Source organism: Tolypothrix sp. VBCCA 56010 (assembly GCF_050875635.1).
Taxonomy (GTDB): domain Bacteria; phylum Cyanobacteriota; class Cyanobacteriia; order Cyanobacteriales; family Nostocaceae; genus Hassallia.
This window is the reverse complement of record NZ_JBPAOH010000034.1, coordinates 44,673-61,797: the sequence shown is the minus strand read 5'-3', so window position 1 is coordinate 61,797 and position 17,125 is coordinate 44,673. Positions and strand designations below refer to the sequence as shown.

13 protein-coding genes are annotated in these 17,125 nt (G+C 43.2%); 4 read left to right on the top strand and 9 right to left on the bottom strand.

Annotation, left to right across the window (positions count from 1 at the left end):
- Window positions 1-267 precede the first annotated feature (267 nt).
- The gene (locus tag AABK37_RS14410; protein ID WP_432552246.1) at window positions 268-2,658 is read right to left on the bottom strand and encodes an amylo-alpha-1,6-glucosidase; all 2,391 of its coding nucleotides are present in this window, start codon (window positions 2,656-2,658) and stop codon (window positions 268-270) included.
- Between the two features lie 140 nt (window positions 2,659-2,798).
- Here AABK37_RS14410 and AABK37_RS14405 point away from each other — a divergent pair, with 140 nt between their 5' ends.
- The 3 genes from AABK37_RS14405 to AABK37_RS14395 all read left to right on the top strand — a co-directional run bounded on the left by AABK37_RS14405 (window position 2,799) and on the right by AABK37_RS14395 (window position 5,131).
- Window positions 2,799-3,410: a peroxiredoxin gene (locus AABK37_RS14405; protein WP_039741942.1), complete on the top strand. Its 612-nt coding sequence runs from the start codon at window positions 2,799-2,801 to the stop codon at window positions 3,408-3,410.
- 393 nt (window positions 3,411-3,803) lie between these two features.
- Window positions 3,804-4,346 carry a peroxiredoxin family protein gene (locus AABK37_RS14400; RefSeq protein ID WP_432552245.1) on the top strand — a complete coding sequence of 181 codons (543 nt, stop codon included), beginning with the start codon at window positions 3,804-3,806 and terminating at the stop codon, window positions 4,344-4,346.
- Between the two features lie 134 nt (window positions 4,347-4,480).
- Complete coding sequence (locus AABK37_RS14395) at window positions 4,481-5,131, top strand: glutathione S-transferase family protein (protein ID WP_432552244.1); 651 nt, start codon at window positions 4,481-4,483, stop codon at window positions 5,129-5,131.
- Window positions 5,132-5,277: 146 nt separating this feature from the next.
- On the opposite strand, the gene AABK37_RS14390 is transcribed toward AABK37_RS14395, so the two are convergent.
- The 5 genes from AABK37_RS14390 to AABK37_RS14370 all read right to left on the bottom strand — a co-directional run bounded on the left by AABK37_RS14390 (window position 5,278) and on the right by AABK37_RS14370 (window position 11,134).
- Window positions 5,278-6,282, bottom strand: a complete 1,005-nt coding sequence (locus AABK37_RS14390) for a DnaJ C-terminal domain-containing protein (RefSeq protein ID WP_432552243.1) — start codon at window positions 6,280-6,282, stop codon at window positions 5,278-5,280.
- A 347-nt stretch (window positions 6,283-6,629) separates the two neighbouring features.
- Window positions 6,630-7,097 carry an AAA family ATPase gene (locus AABK37_RS14385; RefSeq protein ID WP_432552249.1) on the bottom strand — a complete coding sequence of 156 codons (468 nt, stop codon included), beginning with the start codon at window positions 7,095-7,097 and terminating at the stop codon, window positions 6,630-6,632.
- 127 nt (window positions 7,098-7,224) lie between these two features.
- Window positions 7,225-8,514 carry a glucose-1-phosphate adenylyltransferase gene (locus tag AABK37_RS14380; RefSeq protein ID WP_432552242.1) on the bottom strand — a complete coding sequence of 430 codons (1,290 nt, stop codon included), beginning with the start codon at window positions 8,512-8,514 and terminating at the stop codon, window positions 7,225-7,227.
- A 181-nt stretch (window positions 8,515-8,695) separates the two neighbouring features.
- Complete coding sequence (locus AABK37_RS14375; RefSeq protein ID WP_432552241.1) at window positions 8,696-8,989, bottom strand: hypothetical protein; 294 nt, start codon at window positions 8,987-8,989, stop codon at window positions 8,696-8,698.
- A 177-nt stretch (window positions 8,990-9,166) separates the two neighbouring features.
- Complete coding sequence (locus AABK37_RS14370; protein WP_432552240.1) at window positions 9,167-11,134, bottom strand: pentapeptide repeat-containing protein; 1,968 nt, start codon at window positions 11,132-11,134, stop codon at window positions 9,167-9,169.
- Between the two features lie 72 nt (window positions 11,135-11,206).
- Between AABK37_RS14370 and AABK37_RS14365 the strand changes: the two genes are divergently transcribed.
- On the top strand, window positions 11,207-12,502 hold the full coding sequence (locus AABK37_RS14365) for a trypsin-like serine peptidase (RefSeq protein WP_432552239.1): 1,296 nt from the start codon (window positions 11,207-11,209) through the stop codon (window positions 12,500-12,502).
- A gap of 1 nt (window position 12,503) precedes the next feature.
- Here the strand turns inward: AABK37_RS14365 and AABK37_RS14360 are convergent, their stop codons facing one another.
- From AABK37_RS14360 to AABK37_RS14350, 3 genes are all read right to left on the bottom strand, one after another.
- Window positions 12,504-13,241, bottom strand: coding sequence for a CHAT domain-containing protein (locus AABK37_RS14360; RefSeq protein WP_432552238.1), 738 nt, complete (start codon window positions 13,239-13,241; stop codon window positions 12,504-12,506).
- 62 nt (window positions 13,242-13,303) lie between these two features.
- Window positions 13,304-13,678 carry a response regulator transcription factor gene (locus tag AABK37_RS14355; protein WP_089128753.1) on the bottom strand — a complete coding sequence of 125 codons (375 nt, stop codon included), beginning with the start codon at window positions 13,676-13,678 and terminating at the stop codon, window positions 13,304-13,306.
- A 77-nt stretch (window positions 13,679-13,755) separates the two neighbouring features.
- Window positions 13,756-17,121, bottom strand: a complete 3,366-nt coding sequence (locus AABK37_RS14350; RefSeq protein ID WP_432552237.1) for a PAS domain S-box protein — start codon at window positions 17,119-17,121, stop codon at window positions 13,756-13,758.
- Window positions 17,122-17,125 lie beyond the last annotated feature (4 nt).

Genomic DNA, 17,125 nt, shown 5'->3' with positions numbered 1-17,125 from the left:
TTAGTAAGAAATTATTAATACCTTAACCCGATCTAGTAGACTGCTCGTGATGATTGGGTCGAAATCGCGGTGGCGCGTAGCACCACCGTGAATTTGTCATTAGTGATCGCACTAATTTCTGGATGAAAAACACCCGGATTTTGATAACCCGCAACTTGAGTTAAATAGATAAGTGTGGGAAAAGTTATTTCTTCTTTTACCCTCTTCGTAAGGGTTTGAGCGGTTTTAAATGCTTGGGATGAGCGGTAAACCGCTCACTACGAGTTTTTAATTACGATAATGGCGAATTACTTCTGCAACTGACCAAGCTTGAGCGATCGCACCTCTGGGATGATGAGGTTCATCACCATCAAAAATTTCCGAAATTGAGCCAATACAAGCATCATTAAGGAAGTGATCTAATAACGGTTGCCAATCAAAGGGCAGAGGTTCTTCTGGGTAAAAACGTTCCCAAGCGCGGATAAATGGACCTATTAGCCAACTCCAAACAGTGCCTTGATGATAAGCGCGATCGCGCTGTTCTGAATTGCCTAAATATATACCTATGTATTCGGGATCGCTTCTATCAAGAGTGCGAAGACCATAGGGAGTAAGCAAGCTAGATGTTGCTTTATCAAGTATCTGACGCCCGTGCTGTTGAGAAAAGCCACAATGACGCAATGAAAGCGCTAAAACTGCATTTGGGCGAATTTGAGAATTTCGGCGATCGTCTGGCTCAATCGTGTCGTACAAATAGTCTAGCTGCGGATTCCAATACTTTTGTAGAGAAAATTGCACCTGTTTGGCTTGCTCAATATAACGTCGCGCTTGCTTAACTAACCGCGTTGATTCCGCTGGTGGTTCTTTTTCGCTCAAGATTTCTGCCCACCGAGAAGCCCAACATAAAGCCGAATACCACAGCGCATTGATTTCTACCGGTTTACCGCGACGGGGAGTTACTGGTTGTCCATCAACTACCGCATCCATCCAGGTGAGAGCTTCACCACGAGTATCCCAACTAACCAGCCCATCGGTAGAATCAACCTGGATATTATACCGCGTACCGCCGATAAACGCTTTGTGGATTTGCTGTACCACCGGATATTGTTCTGCCAAAAATTCCCAATCTTGAGTAGCTTCTAAGTAAAGTCCTAAAGTTTCAATCCACCACAGCGCTGCATCGATACTGTTATAAAACGGTTCCCCACCAACATCAGGAAATGCATTGGGGATCAAGCCGTAATGACAGTAACGCCCAAAAGTTTCTAAAAGTCCTTTTGCCAGTTCAAAGCGCTGCGGAACCAACGCTAAACCCGGTAAAGCAACCAAAGTATCGCGTCCCCAGTCGTTGAACCAATGATAACCAGCAATCACAGTCGGTCCAGCAATTGAGGCTCGATAAACGATAAATTGATCGCTTGCTCGTAGTAGTTTCTGCCATGTTGGGGATGGAGGAGTGGGGGAGTGGGGGAGTGGGGGAGTGGGGGATGGGGGGGATGAGGGGGATGAGGGGGATGAGGGGGATGAGGGGGATGAGGGGGAGTGGGGGAGTGGGGGAGTGGTGGATGGGGGGGATGAGGAGGACAAGGGGGATGGGGGTGACAAGGAGGACAAGGAGGATGAGGAAGATATTGCTCCCTTGTCTCCCTTATCTCCCTTATCTCCCTTATCTCCCTTGTCTCCCCCACTCCCCCACTCTCCCCCTCCTTTTCTACATGCAAAAATCTGGGAGAGTCTTTCGTGCTCTGCTTCGAGTGCTTCTGCAAAGGTTTCTGAAGTGAGGATATCTGACGTGGGTTCGGGAAAGCCTACCCGCGCTTCTAAAGTGACTGCATCTCCTCTATTGAGAGCGACTGTTAAATAACCAGGACTGAAGAAGTCTTCGCGATCGCCTAATCCTCGCTGGGTTTCTTCCAACAATTGATAATTCCAATACCAAACTGTGTCTGGTTGATAATTTCCTTTTTGCCAGCGCAAATGCCAAGGTGTGCCAAAGTTACCAGAATTTATCGCTTGCAGACACACTTGCTGTTGTCCTAGCATTTGCGAAAAGTGTAATTCTGGCGTTGCTTTTTGTTGATGATGAAAATCGCGATCGCCTATCAACAGTCGCAGCCTTAAAATCGCCGCATCTTTACCCTCATAGCGATAGTGAATTAAAATGCGATGGTTTAAAGAGGAGGGGGGGAGTGGAGGAGTGGGGGAAGATGGGGGAGATGAGGGAGATGAGGAAGTGGGAAAGTAGGAGAAATTCCCCCCCTCCCCCCCTCTCCCCACGCCAGTCGCCTCAACGGAGGGAACCTCCGCACGGCGCTGGCTCCTCTCCCCCTCTCCCCATTCCCTACCATAAGGCATGAGCAATTGTCTGCTTAACTGCCAGTCATCCTCACCCCAAATCCATTTTGGGACTGGGTTAATATCAAAAGAGCGTTGCAGTTTATATCCTGTTGGCTCAACTTGACCAGTACCCCAGAAATTTGTCCCTAGTGCCACTACCCGTCCCGGTAGTTCCAGACTAGCTTCTAGGTGCGAAAACAATAGGGTACGTCCGGAAGGTGGACTGGTAGCGGCAATCAGCCAGCCGTGATAAGTGCGCGTGCGGACATCAGAAACTGTACCACTGGCAAAACTTCCCATGCCATTGGTCAGCAACCATTCTCTTGTATCTAAATCGTTCATTGGCTACTCAAAATCGTTATGACTATGATATAGTCGTAACAGATCGTAATTAAAACTGTGACAGCTCTTAAGGGTGAGTTTTATTGCTCTCCAAATTACTAAGCTGATAGACAAATATAAGTTCCAGGAGAATTAAGTAAATGCCCCTCACTTATTCAGCAGAAGGATGCCTTCGGGTAGGTCAACAAGCTCCCGACTTTACAGCAACCGCTGTGGTAGACCAGGAATTTCAAACAATTAAACTGTCCGAGTATCGCGGCAAGTATGTTGTCTTGTTTTTTTACCCTCTAGACTTTACCTTCGTTTGCCCGACAGAAATCACAGCATTTAGCGATCGCTACGAAGAATTCAAGAAACTGGACACCGAAATTCTTGGTGTTTCCGTTGATAGCGAGTTCTCCCATCTCGCTTGGATTCAGACCGATCGCAAGTCTGGTGGAGTCGGCGATCTCAACTATCCTCTAGTATCTGACATCAAGAAAGAAGTTAGCGCCGCTTACAACGTTCTTGATCCAGCGGCAGGTATTGCCTTGCGCGGTCTGTTCATCATCGATAAAGATGGTGTCATTCAACACGCTACCATCAACAACCTAGCTTTTGGTCGCAGCGTCGATGAAACTCTGCGGACATTGCAAGCAATTAGATACGTCCAGTCCCATCCCGACGAAGTTTGCCCTGCTGGTTGGCAACCCGGAGACGAGACAATGGTTCCCGACCCAGTGAAGTCCAAAGTGTACTTCTCCGCTGTCTAATCGCCAAGAAAGGAAAACTCCATAATTGCCTCGAAGAGTGGTCTTTTAAGTCAATTTTGATCGATTGCAAGATTCCCGACTTCGCCCAAGTCAACGAGTTCCCGTCTTGGCGCCTAGCGTCGTTCGCGCAGCGTCTCCCTTTGGGAGATGGGAATCTCGTTGACCCCTTTGGGGTCGGGAATCTGACCACCCCTAACGAAAGCAATATTCAATTGGTCGAGTACTAGCAACTTAGGTGAAATAAATTGGTGTCAAGTTCGCTCTCTATGTGTGGTTTTATCATAAGGATATGGTTAGCAGTTAGTTAGTAGTAGTAAATAATAATTTTTATTCATCAAAATTGCAACAATATTAAATTTTATTTTTTTATAGTTACTCACCGGAGATAACATAATGCTGACATCAAATGATTTTAGTGGCTTATTGAACGAGCGCTTCTTCCGCAACTTTCTGCCAATTCCAGCGACAAATAAACTGTTTTTGGGAGTAGCAACACCAGATTTTCAACTACCAGATATTACCAACGGCACATTAGTAAAGTTATCGAATTATAGAGGTAATCAACCAGTATTGCTTGCCTTTACACGCATCTTCACCGAAAAGCAATATTGCCCCTTATGCTTTCCTCATATCAAAGCTTTGAATCAGAACTACGAGCAATTTAAAAATCGCGGTATAGAAGTTTTGATGATTAGCAGTACCGACGAACGGCAAAGTCAAATAGTTGTGAGAGATTTAAAGTTAAAAATGCCTCTTTTGAGCGACCCCAGCTGCCGCACGTTTCGTACATATCAAACTGGGCAAGCATTAGGCGCACCTTTACCAGCGCAGTTTGTGTTAGATAAACAAGGCAGACTACGCTATCGGCATTTATTTTCCTTTTTGGATCGTAACGCCAGCATTGAGACATTATTAGAGCAGTTTAATGAATCGTAGTAATCGCGAAGAGCGATTCTTATTTCTACAATACTTTCAAGCACTAAAGTGCTTACTACGTTAGATTTTTTCGGGTAGCTCTACAGCTTATAATTAAGCTTGCCTATAGTCTCCTCATAGTGTGAGGTTTTATCATGCTCAAGCTGTATCACGCACCGATTTCAGCAAATTCGCGCCGTGTCTGGATTACCCTACTGGAAAAAAAACTTGAGTTTGAACTAATAGAAGTGAAACTAAATGGGGAACAGTTTAAACCAGAGTTTTTGGCGCTTAACCCTTTTCACCACATTCCAGTGTTGGTGGATGACGGCTTTAATTTAGTAGAATCCTTGGCAATTCTAGACTATTTAGAAGCAAAATATCCCACACCTGCAATGTTGCCTAAAGATGCCAAGGATTTAGCAATTGTACGAATGGTGGAACTGATAACTGTTAATGAATTGTTACCCGCAGCAAATCCACTGTTTCCACTGATGTTAGGCTTCCCTGGAGATCCAGAAAAAATGGAACAGGCAAAGCAGAAAACGTCAATAGTACTGAAGTTGTTTGAAAGTTTACTTGACGATCGCCCTTACTTTGGCAGTGAAAATTTAACTCTTGCCGAACCTGTTGCGGGAACTATTGTCACCATTTTGCCACAAGTTGGCATTTCTTTAAGTGATTATCCGAAATTGAGTGCTTGGTGCGATCGCTTGATCGAGCGTCCAACCTGGCAAACTACCCAAACAACCCCAGAAATGATTCAAGCCTTCAAGCCTATCTTCCAAACTCTAATGGCGCGATAAAATACAAGTTAAAAGATTAAGGTAAATTCGCACCTAGCTAATGACTAGAATTGATGTGGATTATTGCAACCGCTGATATACGCAGATACACGCAGATTCAACAGATAAAAATCTGCCTGCATCCGCGTTTATCTGCGGTGAAAATTTTACAGCTTAACTTGCTGCAAATGACTGCGGGGATTGTAAGTACGGATAGCGCGGAGTTTTTCATAATATTCGCGCTCTTGTTGGCTGAGGTCTTTTGGCGGAGCGATCGCCACTTTCACCAACTGATCCCCACGTCCACCCTTGGGTAAATGCCAACCTTTACCGCGTAACCGCAAAGATTGACCGGAACGCACTCCAGCCGGCAGCTTGACGTTAACCATACCATCAGGTGTGGGTACATCAATTGAGGCTCCCAAAGTAGCTTCATCTGGCGTAATTGGCACTTCGCACACCAAATTATCACCTTCAAATTGATAGAAGGAGTGCGGCTGAAGTTCTACCCGCAAGTATAAATCGCCTCGTTGTTGATTAAAGGGATTAACTTGACCTTTGCCGCGCAAACGCAGACGAGTACCGGATTTAGCACCTGCGGGAATGCGGACATCAATTGTTTCGTTACCTAAACTAAAGCGTTTTTGGACACCGTGGAAAGCTTCGCCAAAAGTTAAAGCGATCGCTGCTTCGCTATCCTGTGCAGTAGCACCCGCACTTGCATCTTGAAAGCCAAAATCGTTAAAGCCACCAAAACCAGTTTGCCCATTTGTGGAAGTGCTGTAAGAATAGCTTTGTTGTCTAGTACGGCTGCCTGTAGTGCCACCAAAGCGTCCTAACAACTCATTGATAAACTCGTCAAAGCTGCCGTATTGACCGAAGTCAAAACCGCCCATATCGACACCAGCACCACCACCAGACGGAAAGCCTTGACCAACCTTATTCCAGTATTGACCGAATTGGTCATACTTTTTACGTTTGTCTGCGTCTGACAAAACTTCGTAAGCTTCGTTAACTTCTTTAAAGCTTGCCTCAGCCTGTTTGTTGCCAGGATTGACATCAGGGTGATACTTACGCGCTAGTTTCCGAAAAGCTTGTTTAATTTCTTCTGGAGTGGCAGTTTTATTAACTCCCAAAATTGCATAATAGTCTTTAAAATCGGTTGCAGCCATCTACCAGCCTCCTATAGAAATCCCTGTTATGTTTTTATGTAAGATATGAGATAAGCTGTTTGCCAGGTATAATGCCCAGCAAATAAACCATGATTTTAAATTAACAAACATTAGCAAAAATCAAGTGGGGTTGTTCTTGACAGTATGAGGGCAATTCCCGTACTTTCGTGCTGGGGAAACATTCCAATGAAAGCCGCAATACCCTACAAGGGTATCGCTATACGGACAAAGCCTGCCTTCGCAGGCTTCGTTCGTATAGCCGAGCCAGTGCGTTGGGCGGCTTTGCCGACTTGAAGCACCTGGCGTCCAGGCTTCTAGCCTGCGGGGTCTGCGGGCGTATATTGACGCTACCTTCGCGCTGGGGAAAAGCAAATCAACTCGTCTAGTCCCTCCTCCAAGCTTGGGGGTGCATCCCGGAGTTGACGATGCATCCGAAAAATGACTTCTTCAGGAACCGGGTTCAGCCGCTTTTTATTGCGTGCCAAACACAGCCAAATCGGTGTATCCAGCCACATCCCGGTAATGTGAGTAAAGCCTAACTCGCGGCAAGTGTGGATTACCTCACGTCGATTGCGTCGTTGAGCATTGGTAGCATCATAAATTGCCGTGCTATTTGTAGCGATCGCCTGCTGAAGTTGCCGCTGAATCTCTCGCCAAACTCTCATCCACACTCCCTGAATCGCCTCATCACCAAAAAGCTGTCCCCGGATGGCATCGCTAGAAATCAACTGCCTCTGGGGACATAACAGTAATTGTTTCGCCAAAGTGGATTTACCGCTACCAGGAAGACCAATTAGCAACAACAAGTGGGGCATTGGGCATTGGGCAATGGGCAATGGGCAATGGGCAATGGGCAATGGCAATAAAAAGAAGCTAGACGTATTTCTATGCCCCATGCCCCATCCCCGATGCCCCATGCCCATTGCCCAATGCCCCTAACTTTTAAATTATCGTTCCATCAGCAATCACGGCATTTTTCAGCACAACGACGATTCCGCTACGGATATAAAAGCCTTGACTTTCGCGTTCGGCTTCTTGCACGTTATCTTTATTGATGATTTGTACATCACAGCCGATGCTGGCGTTTTTGTCAATGATGGCGCGGCGAATTGTTGTGTTAGCACCGATACCCAAGGGAACTTCACCATCTTGACAGTGTGTATGTCGTTCGGCGAATGCTTGATAGAAATCGGCTCCCATGATTAGAGTATCTTCAATTACGGAACCGGATTCAATACGCGATCGCACTCCCAAAACCGAATGATCGATTCGGCAATTTTTCAGAATACAACCTTCGCCTATCATCGATTGGGAAATCTGGCAATCTAATAGTTTACTCGGAGGTAAGTAACGAGCGCGGGTATAAATTGGAGATTTTTCATCGTAGAAGCTAAAAGGTGGTAAGGGTTGCTGAGTCAGCGCCAAATTAGCATCATAAAATGATTCAATTGTTCCAATGTCTTCCCAGTAGCCATCAAATAAGTATGCCTGAACGTTGTGATCTTTAGCTGCATCCGGAATAATTTCTTTACCAAAGTCAGTTTTTTCTAAAGATTCTTTCAACAACTTGATCAAAACGTCTTTTTTAAAGACATAAATCCCCATCGAAGCGATGTAGGGCTGCCGTTGAGCCTGTTCTGCTGATAAACCGAGTAGACTTGTATCAACGCGCATTTGATATAAGTCATCGCCTTTGGGTTTTTCGCTAAAATCGATAACTCTACCAGACTGATCGATTTTCATCAAGCCAAAATCCGAAGCGCGGCGATCGTCCATCGGGATAACTGATAGAGTAATATCGGCATCAGTTTCTCGATGACGCTCCACAAACTGGCGATAATCCATCCGGTAAAGGTGATCGCCTGATAGAATGATAAATTCCTCTGCATCCCATTCTTGCAACAGCCAAATATACTGACGCACAGCATCCGCAGTCCCTTGGAACCAATTGGGATTTTCCGGCGTTTGCTGTGCGGCTAAGACTTCTACAAACCCTTCATTAAAACCAGTGAAGTTGTATGTACGCGCAATGTGGCGATTTAAAGAGGCTGAGTTGAATTGAGTCAGAACATAAATTTTGAATATTTCTGAATTTATGCAGTTACTCACAGGAATATCTATTAAGCGGTACTTTCCGGCTACGGGTACCGCTGGTTTAGCGCGTAATTTGGTAAGCGGATAAAGACGAGTACCCGCACCGCCACCGAGAATGATTGCTAATACATTTTTCACAAAATTTCTCCCAACTGCCTTTCAACTCTCACATACAGTTTAGGACTGTCTGAGACTGCTGGTAAGGGGGGGATCGTATATTGTTCTAAGTTAACTTTACGGGATGTTTCTAGTAATCAATGAGAAAGGTTATCGCGGGCATTGGCGATCGCCTGTATCAATTTGCATTAACAATTATCAATCATCGCAGACGTTTCATACCGTAGCGCTGATTAGCCAGATGCAATGTTTGCGACAGTTTCACATGTTGCACCCACGGTTGCTCAGACAATTGGGAAATAGCACTTGGAGACAGTGTTGCCGTGAATACATCTTTGCCCCTAGTAACTCCACTGACACCTAAATTTTCTAAAGTGGCAGTTTCGGCATTTGAAACAGGCTTGGTATGGATGAAAACCTGCAAGCTAGGTTCATCTGTATTTTGAACGTCTTTAAGTGCCACAGACAGGGGGGCATCTAATTTTTGATAATTCATATTGCGACGACTCCCAAGTGAAAAGGTAAATAGAGCAGGTTTTTTCCTACCGTTTTACCAAGTTACCAAATTTATCGGTTTTTAGCCCCTACCCTTATACAGACGTAATGTCATGCGTTCTACGTCTGATTATAGATTTAACGTATCACCCAATGTTGCTTGTCCAATGTATTGAGGTTAAATGAGTTGGGAGTATGCTTCTCTGATAGCTGTTGCGATCGCACTTTCTGGCATATTATCTGCTATTTGCTGTCCTTGCTGCACAATAAACTGTTTGAAAATTGGATCTTTTTTAGCCTCACTCAAAATTACCTGCTGAATAAGTTCAGCTTGTTCATCAGCAGAAGTAGCGATATTTTGATTCTGAAATTGTTCTAAGAGACTTTGAGCTATGCGTGTGGCTTGAGATGGTTCGCTACCATTAGCAACAAAACTGCGAATTTTACTAGCAGCTTCGTCATAATCGATTTCGCCAGAACCAGCCAAGTTTGTAATTGTACTGCCAGTAATCGAAAAATTATTCCCAAAAGATTTTTTACTTAATTCTTTTAAGGCTTCTGATTGATTTGCGCCAATCATTAAAGCTTTGTCTAATTGCTGTCCCATTATAGCAATCTGCTTTTCTAGAAGATTGTAAATTGGAATCACACGTTGTTCAACCTCTTGCCGAGGAATTCCTTCTTTGTGGGTTACTTTCACAACCCAAAGTTCACCGCGTTTTTCTACTCCTTTGAGTTCTAACCCTAAACCCTCATCTTCTAATTGAATTTGGCGAAAAGTGAAGCTCAAAGCACGCCAATTCACACCTTCTTTAAAGACTAACTCAACTACTTCTTCTACTTCTTGATATAAAGCTTCAAATTCTCCTTTTTCAAAGTTGCGATCTATAGGATAGCGTTCTGTTCCCTCTCCTTTTTCATCTAATTTCCGGTAGATATAATCACATTCAACTCTCGTCAAACAAGTCTTAGTATTGACACTCCAATCTTCAATACAAATTCCGGTTAAATTAGCACCTGTAAAATCAACTCCTGTAACCTGAGCGCGAATTAAAATACTTCCGCGCAAATCAGCACCTTGTAAATATGCTCCGTTTAAATTAGTTTCTATAAACTTAAAATGCCTCATATCTGCATTTCGTAAATATGCTCCTTGCAAATTTATTCTGCTAAAGTCTGTATCTTCACTAGATCCATCAATTAGCAGTTTTTGTACTTGGGGATTACTCAAATCTAAGTATTGATTATCAATTCTGGCTCTATCTAGTCCTCTAACATGTTTTAAACAAGTACGGTAAAGTTTTCTTGCCCTGAAATCAGTATTTGCTAACTCAGAATTAGTAAAATCAACGTTACTTAAGTCTAAGTTATAAAATGATGTTCCACCCCAAGAAGCCGCTGCGATCGCCCACAACTTTAAAAAATCTGAATTATTGCGCTTTTTGTCTAAGTCTATAGCTCTTAAACTAGCTATTGTCATACTCAAACCAGCTATACCTCCACATAAAACAGCAATATACTTAATTTGATAAAACGGCAAACCAATTATTAATAACCTAGATTGATAAATTTTCTCTATGTATTGTGAAGTTTCATCTGAAAATATAAACTTATAGCTAATAAGGATTGCTGTACTAAAAAAGATACAAGTAAAAAAATTATTTATAAAGTGGAGATTTTTATTTAATAAAGCGTTATTGAAATATATAGAAAATCTACTAACAAAGAAGCTAAAAATAGCCAAACTTGTAAAAACAATTATAACTAAAAAAACTCTGCCAGGATAATAATCATTTAAACTCCAGACACTTATGACAACAGCAGCAATTACTGCTATTAAAGTGCTAATCAGTGCTACAAATAAACCTTTTATTATACCTAGCTTGAGAGTAGCGATCATCCAAGCTACTATAACTAAAGTCATGCATAAATATGAGAAACGAGATTGTGGATCGGAAGATGCGATGACTTCTAAACAAATTACAGAGCCAAGAAACCCTGCAACACTGGCTGAAACAATGCCGAGCATAATGCTAACAGCAATTATGATGATTTTGAGAATTGTTGTTTGACCAGCAATTACATTTTGTAAATTATTTGGTAACAATTCTTGAGAAAAACGCTGACCGCGAATATCTTTATTCATTTTTCTTTACATGATTTTTGTTTAGACTATGTGGAAAATATTACAATGTTTTAATTGAGACTTAAATAAAACATGACAACTTTCGTAATATTGCCCAATAATGGTGTACCTGTTTCCGTACCCGGTTTAGGATCTCTTGTATTTTTCCTAGACAGTTCAGGTCAACTCGTACCTCCCGTACCTTCTGAGGAAGCTTCTCCTGAAGAAAGAGCAGAAATGATTGTTCGGCGTCTTGCTCCTAAAAAAAATCCAGCTATTAGTGCAGTTTTTGGTGAACCAGATTTTTTACCATTTCCTTTTTTGCAAATAGGTATTAAACGAGGTGCTGCGGTATGTCGATTAGTACGTAAGTTTGCTAATGAGGATAGTGCTGAAAAATTTCTGAAAATCATAAAAAAATCTCAAGAAAGTATAAATAGAAGCTTTTCACCAGAGGATTTAGCTGAAATACTTGCTATTGATGAAGAAGAAAGACCTAATTTTGTGCAAGAGTTTCAAAAGGGTTTGGAGGATTTTACACCAGAAAAATTAGTAAAAATGGAATGTGTACCTACTGCTACTGGTTTTTTAGTAAGTAGAAACTATTTATTGACGAACTATCATGTTTTTCCCGAAAAAGCTGAAGGAAATCTGGATCAAGAGTATGTAAGTGAGTATATTGCTCAGTTTAGTTATGAGCAAGATATTCTGGGACGTAAAATAGAACCTATTTCTTATCGGTTAGAAAGAATTGTTTGTTTTAATAAAAATTTAGACTATGTTATTGCAAAATTAGAAAATCATCCTATAAATAATAATACAAGTTTAGAACAGGCAGGAGATTTCTTTGATTGGATTCCGATGTCAGATGATCCGATGCTAATTGCCCCACCAATTGATGATATAACAGATGAAGTACTTAAACAAAAATTAGATAATGCTGGTATTGATTTAAATATAGAAACTCTCAAGAAACGAGCTAAGTCTGGAGAACCAGTTAACATTATTCAGCATCCAAAAGGAAGAAGAAAAGAAATTATTCTTTCCAACAATTGGACTTCAAAAATACTCAAAGATTTCATACTATATGAAGCTGATGCTGACTTTAGTTCATCAGGTAGCCCAGTATTAAACCAGCAATGGCAATTGGTAGCATTGCATCATGCAGCTATAGCCGAAGAATTTGAAGAAGACGGCATTAAAAAGTTTAGAACAGTTGGAGAAAAAGGTATCAGAATCTCAAGTATTGTAGAAGATATGAGAAATAAAGGAAACCAAGGAAATACAGAATTTTTACAGTTTATTGAGGATTTTGTTTATACCAAAAAGCCTTCTAGCGAAAAATCTCAGGAACCAAAAGAAAAACTTCCTTATGCAGAATCTTATTAGCTTATTTAGAAGATTCATTGTAGTTAATTTGCCCGGAACCGCTGAGATTAGTGATAGTGCTGCCAGATATATTAAACATATTGCTGGTAGGCTGCATTTGTTGAGTTGCAGGAGGATCAATTTCTTTTGTCACTAAAGGCTGTTCTTTAGGTGTATCTGGCTGAGTAGCTACATTACTTAAATTAGGATTTTTGATGAGAATAGGAGTTAGTTCCTCTGGAATACCTGCCAAACGAATTGCCGCACAGCCGTATTTGTGGGCAAACTCAACGGATTTTCCTGCTGCTAAAGCATCATAAAAAGCCACAGAAAATTCAATCGCTGCCCGATCGCCTATTTGTCGGTTCATGCCAATCACATAGTTAATATGTTGAGCGATCGCTTCTGCTTGAACTTTAGAATAGCAAGCATTAAGCACTACACACTCTACTTGATCGTGGAATACACCAAAAAGTCCTGCTAATGCTGAAGCATCTACAAATTTCTCTCGTCCAGCATCATCTTCAAATACTAATCCTTCATTTTCTACACCATGTCCAGAGAAATGTACAATCTGCGGATCAAAATTTAATATCGCTCGTCTAACGTCTATAGGACGTACCGCCCCTTTCGATTCTAAAATAAAGCGATCGCGGTTTAGAGCAAGTTGTAACCCTGTTTCGATTTCTCGCAGTTCTTCATCGAGACGCAAACGCGCAGTACCTTTGGGATTTGCTGCTAAAAATAAGATTTTCTTCACTTGAATATCCTGATTTATTGAACTTGACAATTTCATCATGTCCGGCAAAAAAAGTGCATCTGCTATTTAAAGCCCAACACCTGCCTTGATTTTTCAAGTACTTCCTTAGGGCGAAATGGTTTAGTCAGATATAGGTCAGCACCAACATCAATTCCTTTTTGTTTATCAAATTCCTGTCCCTTAGCTGTCAACATCACGATGTAGATGTCAGTCATTTGCAGGTCATGTTTAACGATTTGGCAGACTTGCAGACCACTCATTTTAGGCATCATCACATCGAGAAATACCAGGTTTGGTTTTTCCGTTTTAATAGTTTCGAGAGCTTCTTCTCCATTTCTGGCAGTTAGGAGTTCAACCCCCTCGTCTTCTAATGCTTCTAGGGCTTGTTCCATCAAAATCACGATATTGGGTTCATCGTCAACAATTAGAATTTTCATATGTCATAGAAATTAAGGATTGGGAATTGGGTATCTACAGAGATATTTGTCGAAGTAGTATTTTCAAGGCAGGAGGTTTAGCGATCGGACAGCATGATGAAGAATACATTCTCCAACTGCTTTTCAAACCGTAGGGCTTTCACCAGATCGGCTTCTTGAGAGAAGATAGAATCGATAATGATCATATCTGGTTTAGTTGATAAAGCTTTATGGACGCATTCTTGGGGATCGGAGGCTTCAATCACACTGTATCCTTGAGTTTGCAGTACATCCGATATGGTTTTTAAGGTTGAGGCATTTTTATCCACAACCAACACCTTTTTACTCGAAGTACCTTGGGAAAGCAGTGAGCCAATTTCATTGAGGAGTTTCTCTGTATTGATGGGCTTGGTGAGATAGCGATCGATGCCAATGTGGTAGCCCCGTTCCTTGTTTTCAATAATTGACAGAATGATGATCGGAATGTCTGCGGTCTGGGGATCATTTTTTAAGACAGCTGCCACGTCGAAGCCGTTGATTTGGGGCATCATCACGTCCAAAAGAATCAGATCCGGACGGGCTGTTTTGATTTGATGAATCGCATCCACGCCGTCTTTCGCTTCCCGAACATTGTAACCTTCGTTTTCCAGTTGTTGACGAAGCAGTTCCCGAATGTTGAGATCATCATCCACAACCAAAATGGTTTTGCGATTTTCGTTCAGCACAGCGTTTGTGGTGATGACGTGTTCTTTGAGTTGTTTGACTAGCGTATCCAGATTCAGATTAGCAGTGGTTTTTTGATCGCAGGCGTAGGTGGGAATGGTGAACGAGAACGTACTACCGTTGCCTGGTTCGCTCTCCACCCAGATTTTACCACCGTGATGATCGATGATTTGTTTGCAGATGGGCAGTCCTAACCCTGTGCCTTTAGGTTTATCTGTGAGCGTGTCGCCAACCTGCCGGAATTTCTCGAACACTTTGGGCTGGTCTTCAAGTGTAATGCCAATGCCTGTGTCGATGACGCTGATGCAAACACCATCGTTTCCTTGTTTAACGCGGCAGATGACACTACCAGATTCGGTAAACTTAACGGCATTGGAAATCAGATTGATTAGGACTTGCAGCAGACGGTTGCGATCGCCTACTATCTGAGGCAGTCCAGGTTCAATCTCGCTGACCAACTGCAAGCCATTGGTTTCAAACAACCCTGCGGTAGAATTGGTTGCCCAATCGACTAATTCGCTGGGATCTATGGGCTGCATCTGCCATTCCACCTTACCTGCTTCCATCTTGGCAATGTCTAAGACATCGTTAATCAAAGACGTGAGCCGTTCTGCTTCAGACACAATAATGTTGAGATTGTCACCCACCCGCTTAATCGTTTTCTGGAGCTTGCGGTCTTCGGCAGAAATCATTGGAAACACATCGGTTTCCAGCTTTTCTTTAATAATGGACGCAAAACCGAGAACAGAAGTTAGAGGTGTTCGCAGCTCGTGGGAAACCGTAGAGATGAAATCGGTCTTCATCTTGTCGATTTCCTTTTCTGCCGTTACATCCCGAATCAACAGCGCAGAACCGAAGCACACGGCGGGTTCGTTAGCAACCGTCTTTTTGAAGATGGCGGTTGCCACTGCCTGACCAATGCGTTCCTTTGTTAGGGCAACTTCGGCAGCGAACACCTCTTTGGGATGGGACTGGGTTCGGTCAACCAGGTCTACTAAACCAGATATCGGCAGTTCTCGGTAGTGACCGTTGAGGGCAGTAGCTGTCAATCCATACATGGCTAAAAAGGCAGGATTAAAGTGTGTGATTTGTCCTGCGGTATCTGCCACTAACAAACCATCTGCTAAGTTATCTAAAATGGCATTTAATCCCTGTGCTTCTGCTAGAGTATTTTGCATGGCAGCCGTCCGCTCTGCAACTCTGGCTTCCAGTTCTTGATTCAGTTGCCGCAGAGCGACTTCTGCTTGTTTGCGGGCAGTGATGTCGGTATTAATTTCCAGTACCGCGCAGGGCTGACCAGAGATGTCCCGTTGCAACGTCCATCGGCTCTGGACGGTAATCAGTCTGCCTTCACGGGTGAGGTGTTCCACTTCTCCTTCCCAATTTCCTTGCTGTAATAAGTCTGCTATAATTTCTTGTTTTGGTTTTGGAAAGGTTTTTTTGATAAAAGAGTGAATGTATTGGTCTTTGACTTCCTCGCGCATCCAACCGTAGAGAGTTTCAGCACCTTGATTCCAGTACAAAATTTTCTCGGTCATGTCGCGGACGATGATGGCATTGCTGGAATGATTCAACATATCCAATAAACGTTGATTTTCAGCTTCTGCCTGCTTGCGATCGTGAATATCAGTACAAGTGCCAATCCATTCCCGAATGCTGCCGTCTTCTTCCAGCACGGGGGCACCACAGACAGAGAAGTAGCGATATGTACCATCCTTGCCACGCAGCCGATATTCGGTTTGGTAGATCCCCCGGTTCGCCACAGCAGCATTCCAAACTTCTGTGGATCTAGCACGGTCATCGGGGTGAATTGGATCGATCCAGCCCCAACCATCAACTTCAGTTTCGCTCTGCCCCGTATAGGCTATCCAGGTGAGCATTTCACTGCTGATTCCCAGTCCTTCCGGGGTAGCTCCCCAGACGATCTGTGAAGTAGCAGTTACTAACGAGCGATATCGTTCTTTAAGACGCTGATTTTCGGCTTCTGCCAGTTTGCGATCGTGAATATCGGTGCAAGTGCCAATCCACTCCCGGACGCTGCCATCATCTTCGATGACGGGGGCACCCCAGACCCAAAAGTAGCGATAGTTGCCATCCTTGCCACGAATTCGGTATTCAATTTGATACATACTCAGGTTTGCCACGGCAGCACTCCAGGCTTCTCCGGTATAGGCGCGATCGTCGGGATGTACCGCATCAATCCAGCCCCCATTCTCAGCTTCAGCTAGACTTTGACCTGTGTAGGCGATCCAGTCTGTCAATTCAAAGCAAATTCCTTCTGGTGTGCTGACCCAGATAATTTGCGTGTTAGTTTTGATCAAAGAGCGGTATCGTGCTTCGCTCTGTTTCAAAATTTTTTCGGAGTGTTGACGTTCCTGCTGGGCACGCCTGAGGTCGCTAATGTCTTCCACACTTGACCAGATCAGGCGCTCTCCATCCTTGTCAATCATTAGTCCGGAGACCCTGACCGGAACTAGATGCCCGTCTTTGTGGATGAACTCCATCTCATAAGGTCCGTAGCGACCAGTTTGTTCTAGGTTCTCTACCAGGGCTTGCTCGGCGGCATAGTTTTCCGGAGTAATTTGCCAATAGCTGAGATTCAGGGTTTCCGGGACAGTGCGCCCCAAAATGTCAGCATAAGCGGGGTTGATATCAATCAGCGTCCCATCTGTTTGGCAGAGTACCAAACCAACGGGACATTGTTCAAATAGCTGACGGTTGTATTGATCTTGACTAAACATAGTT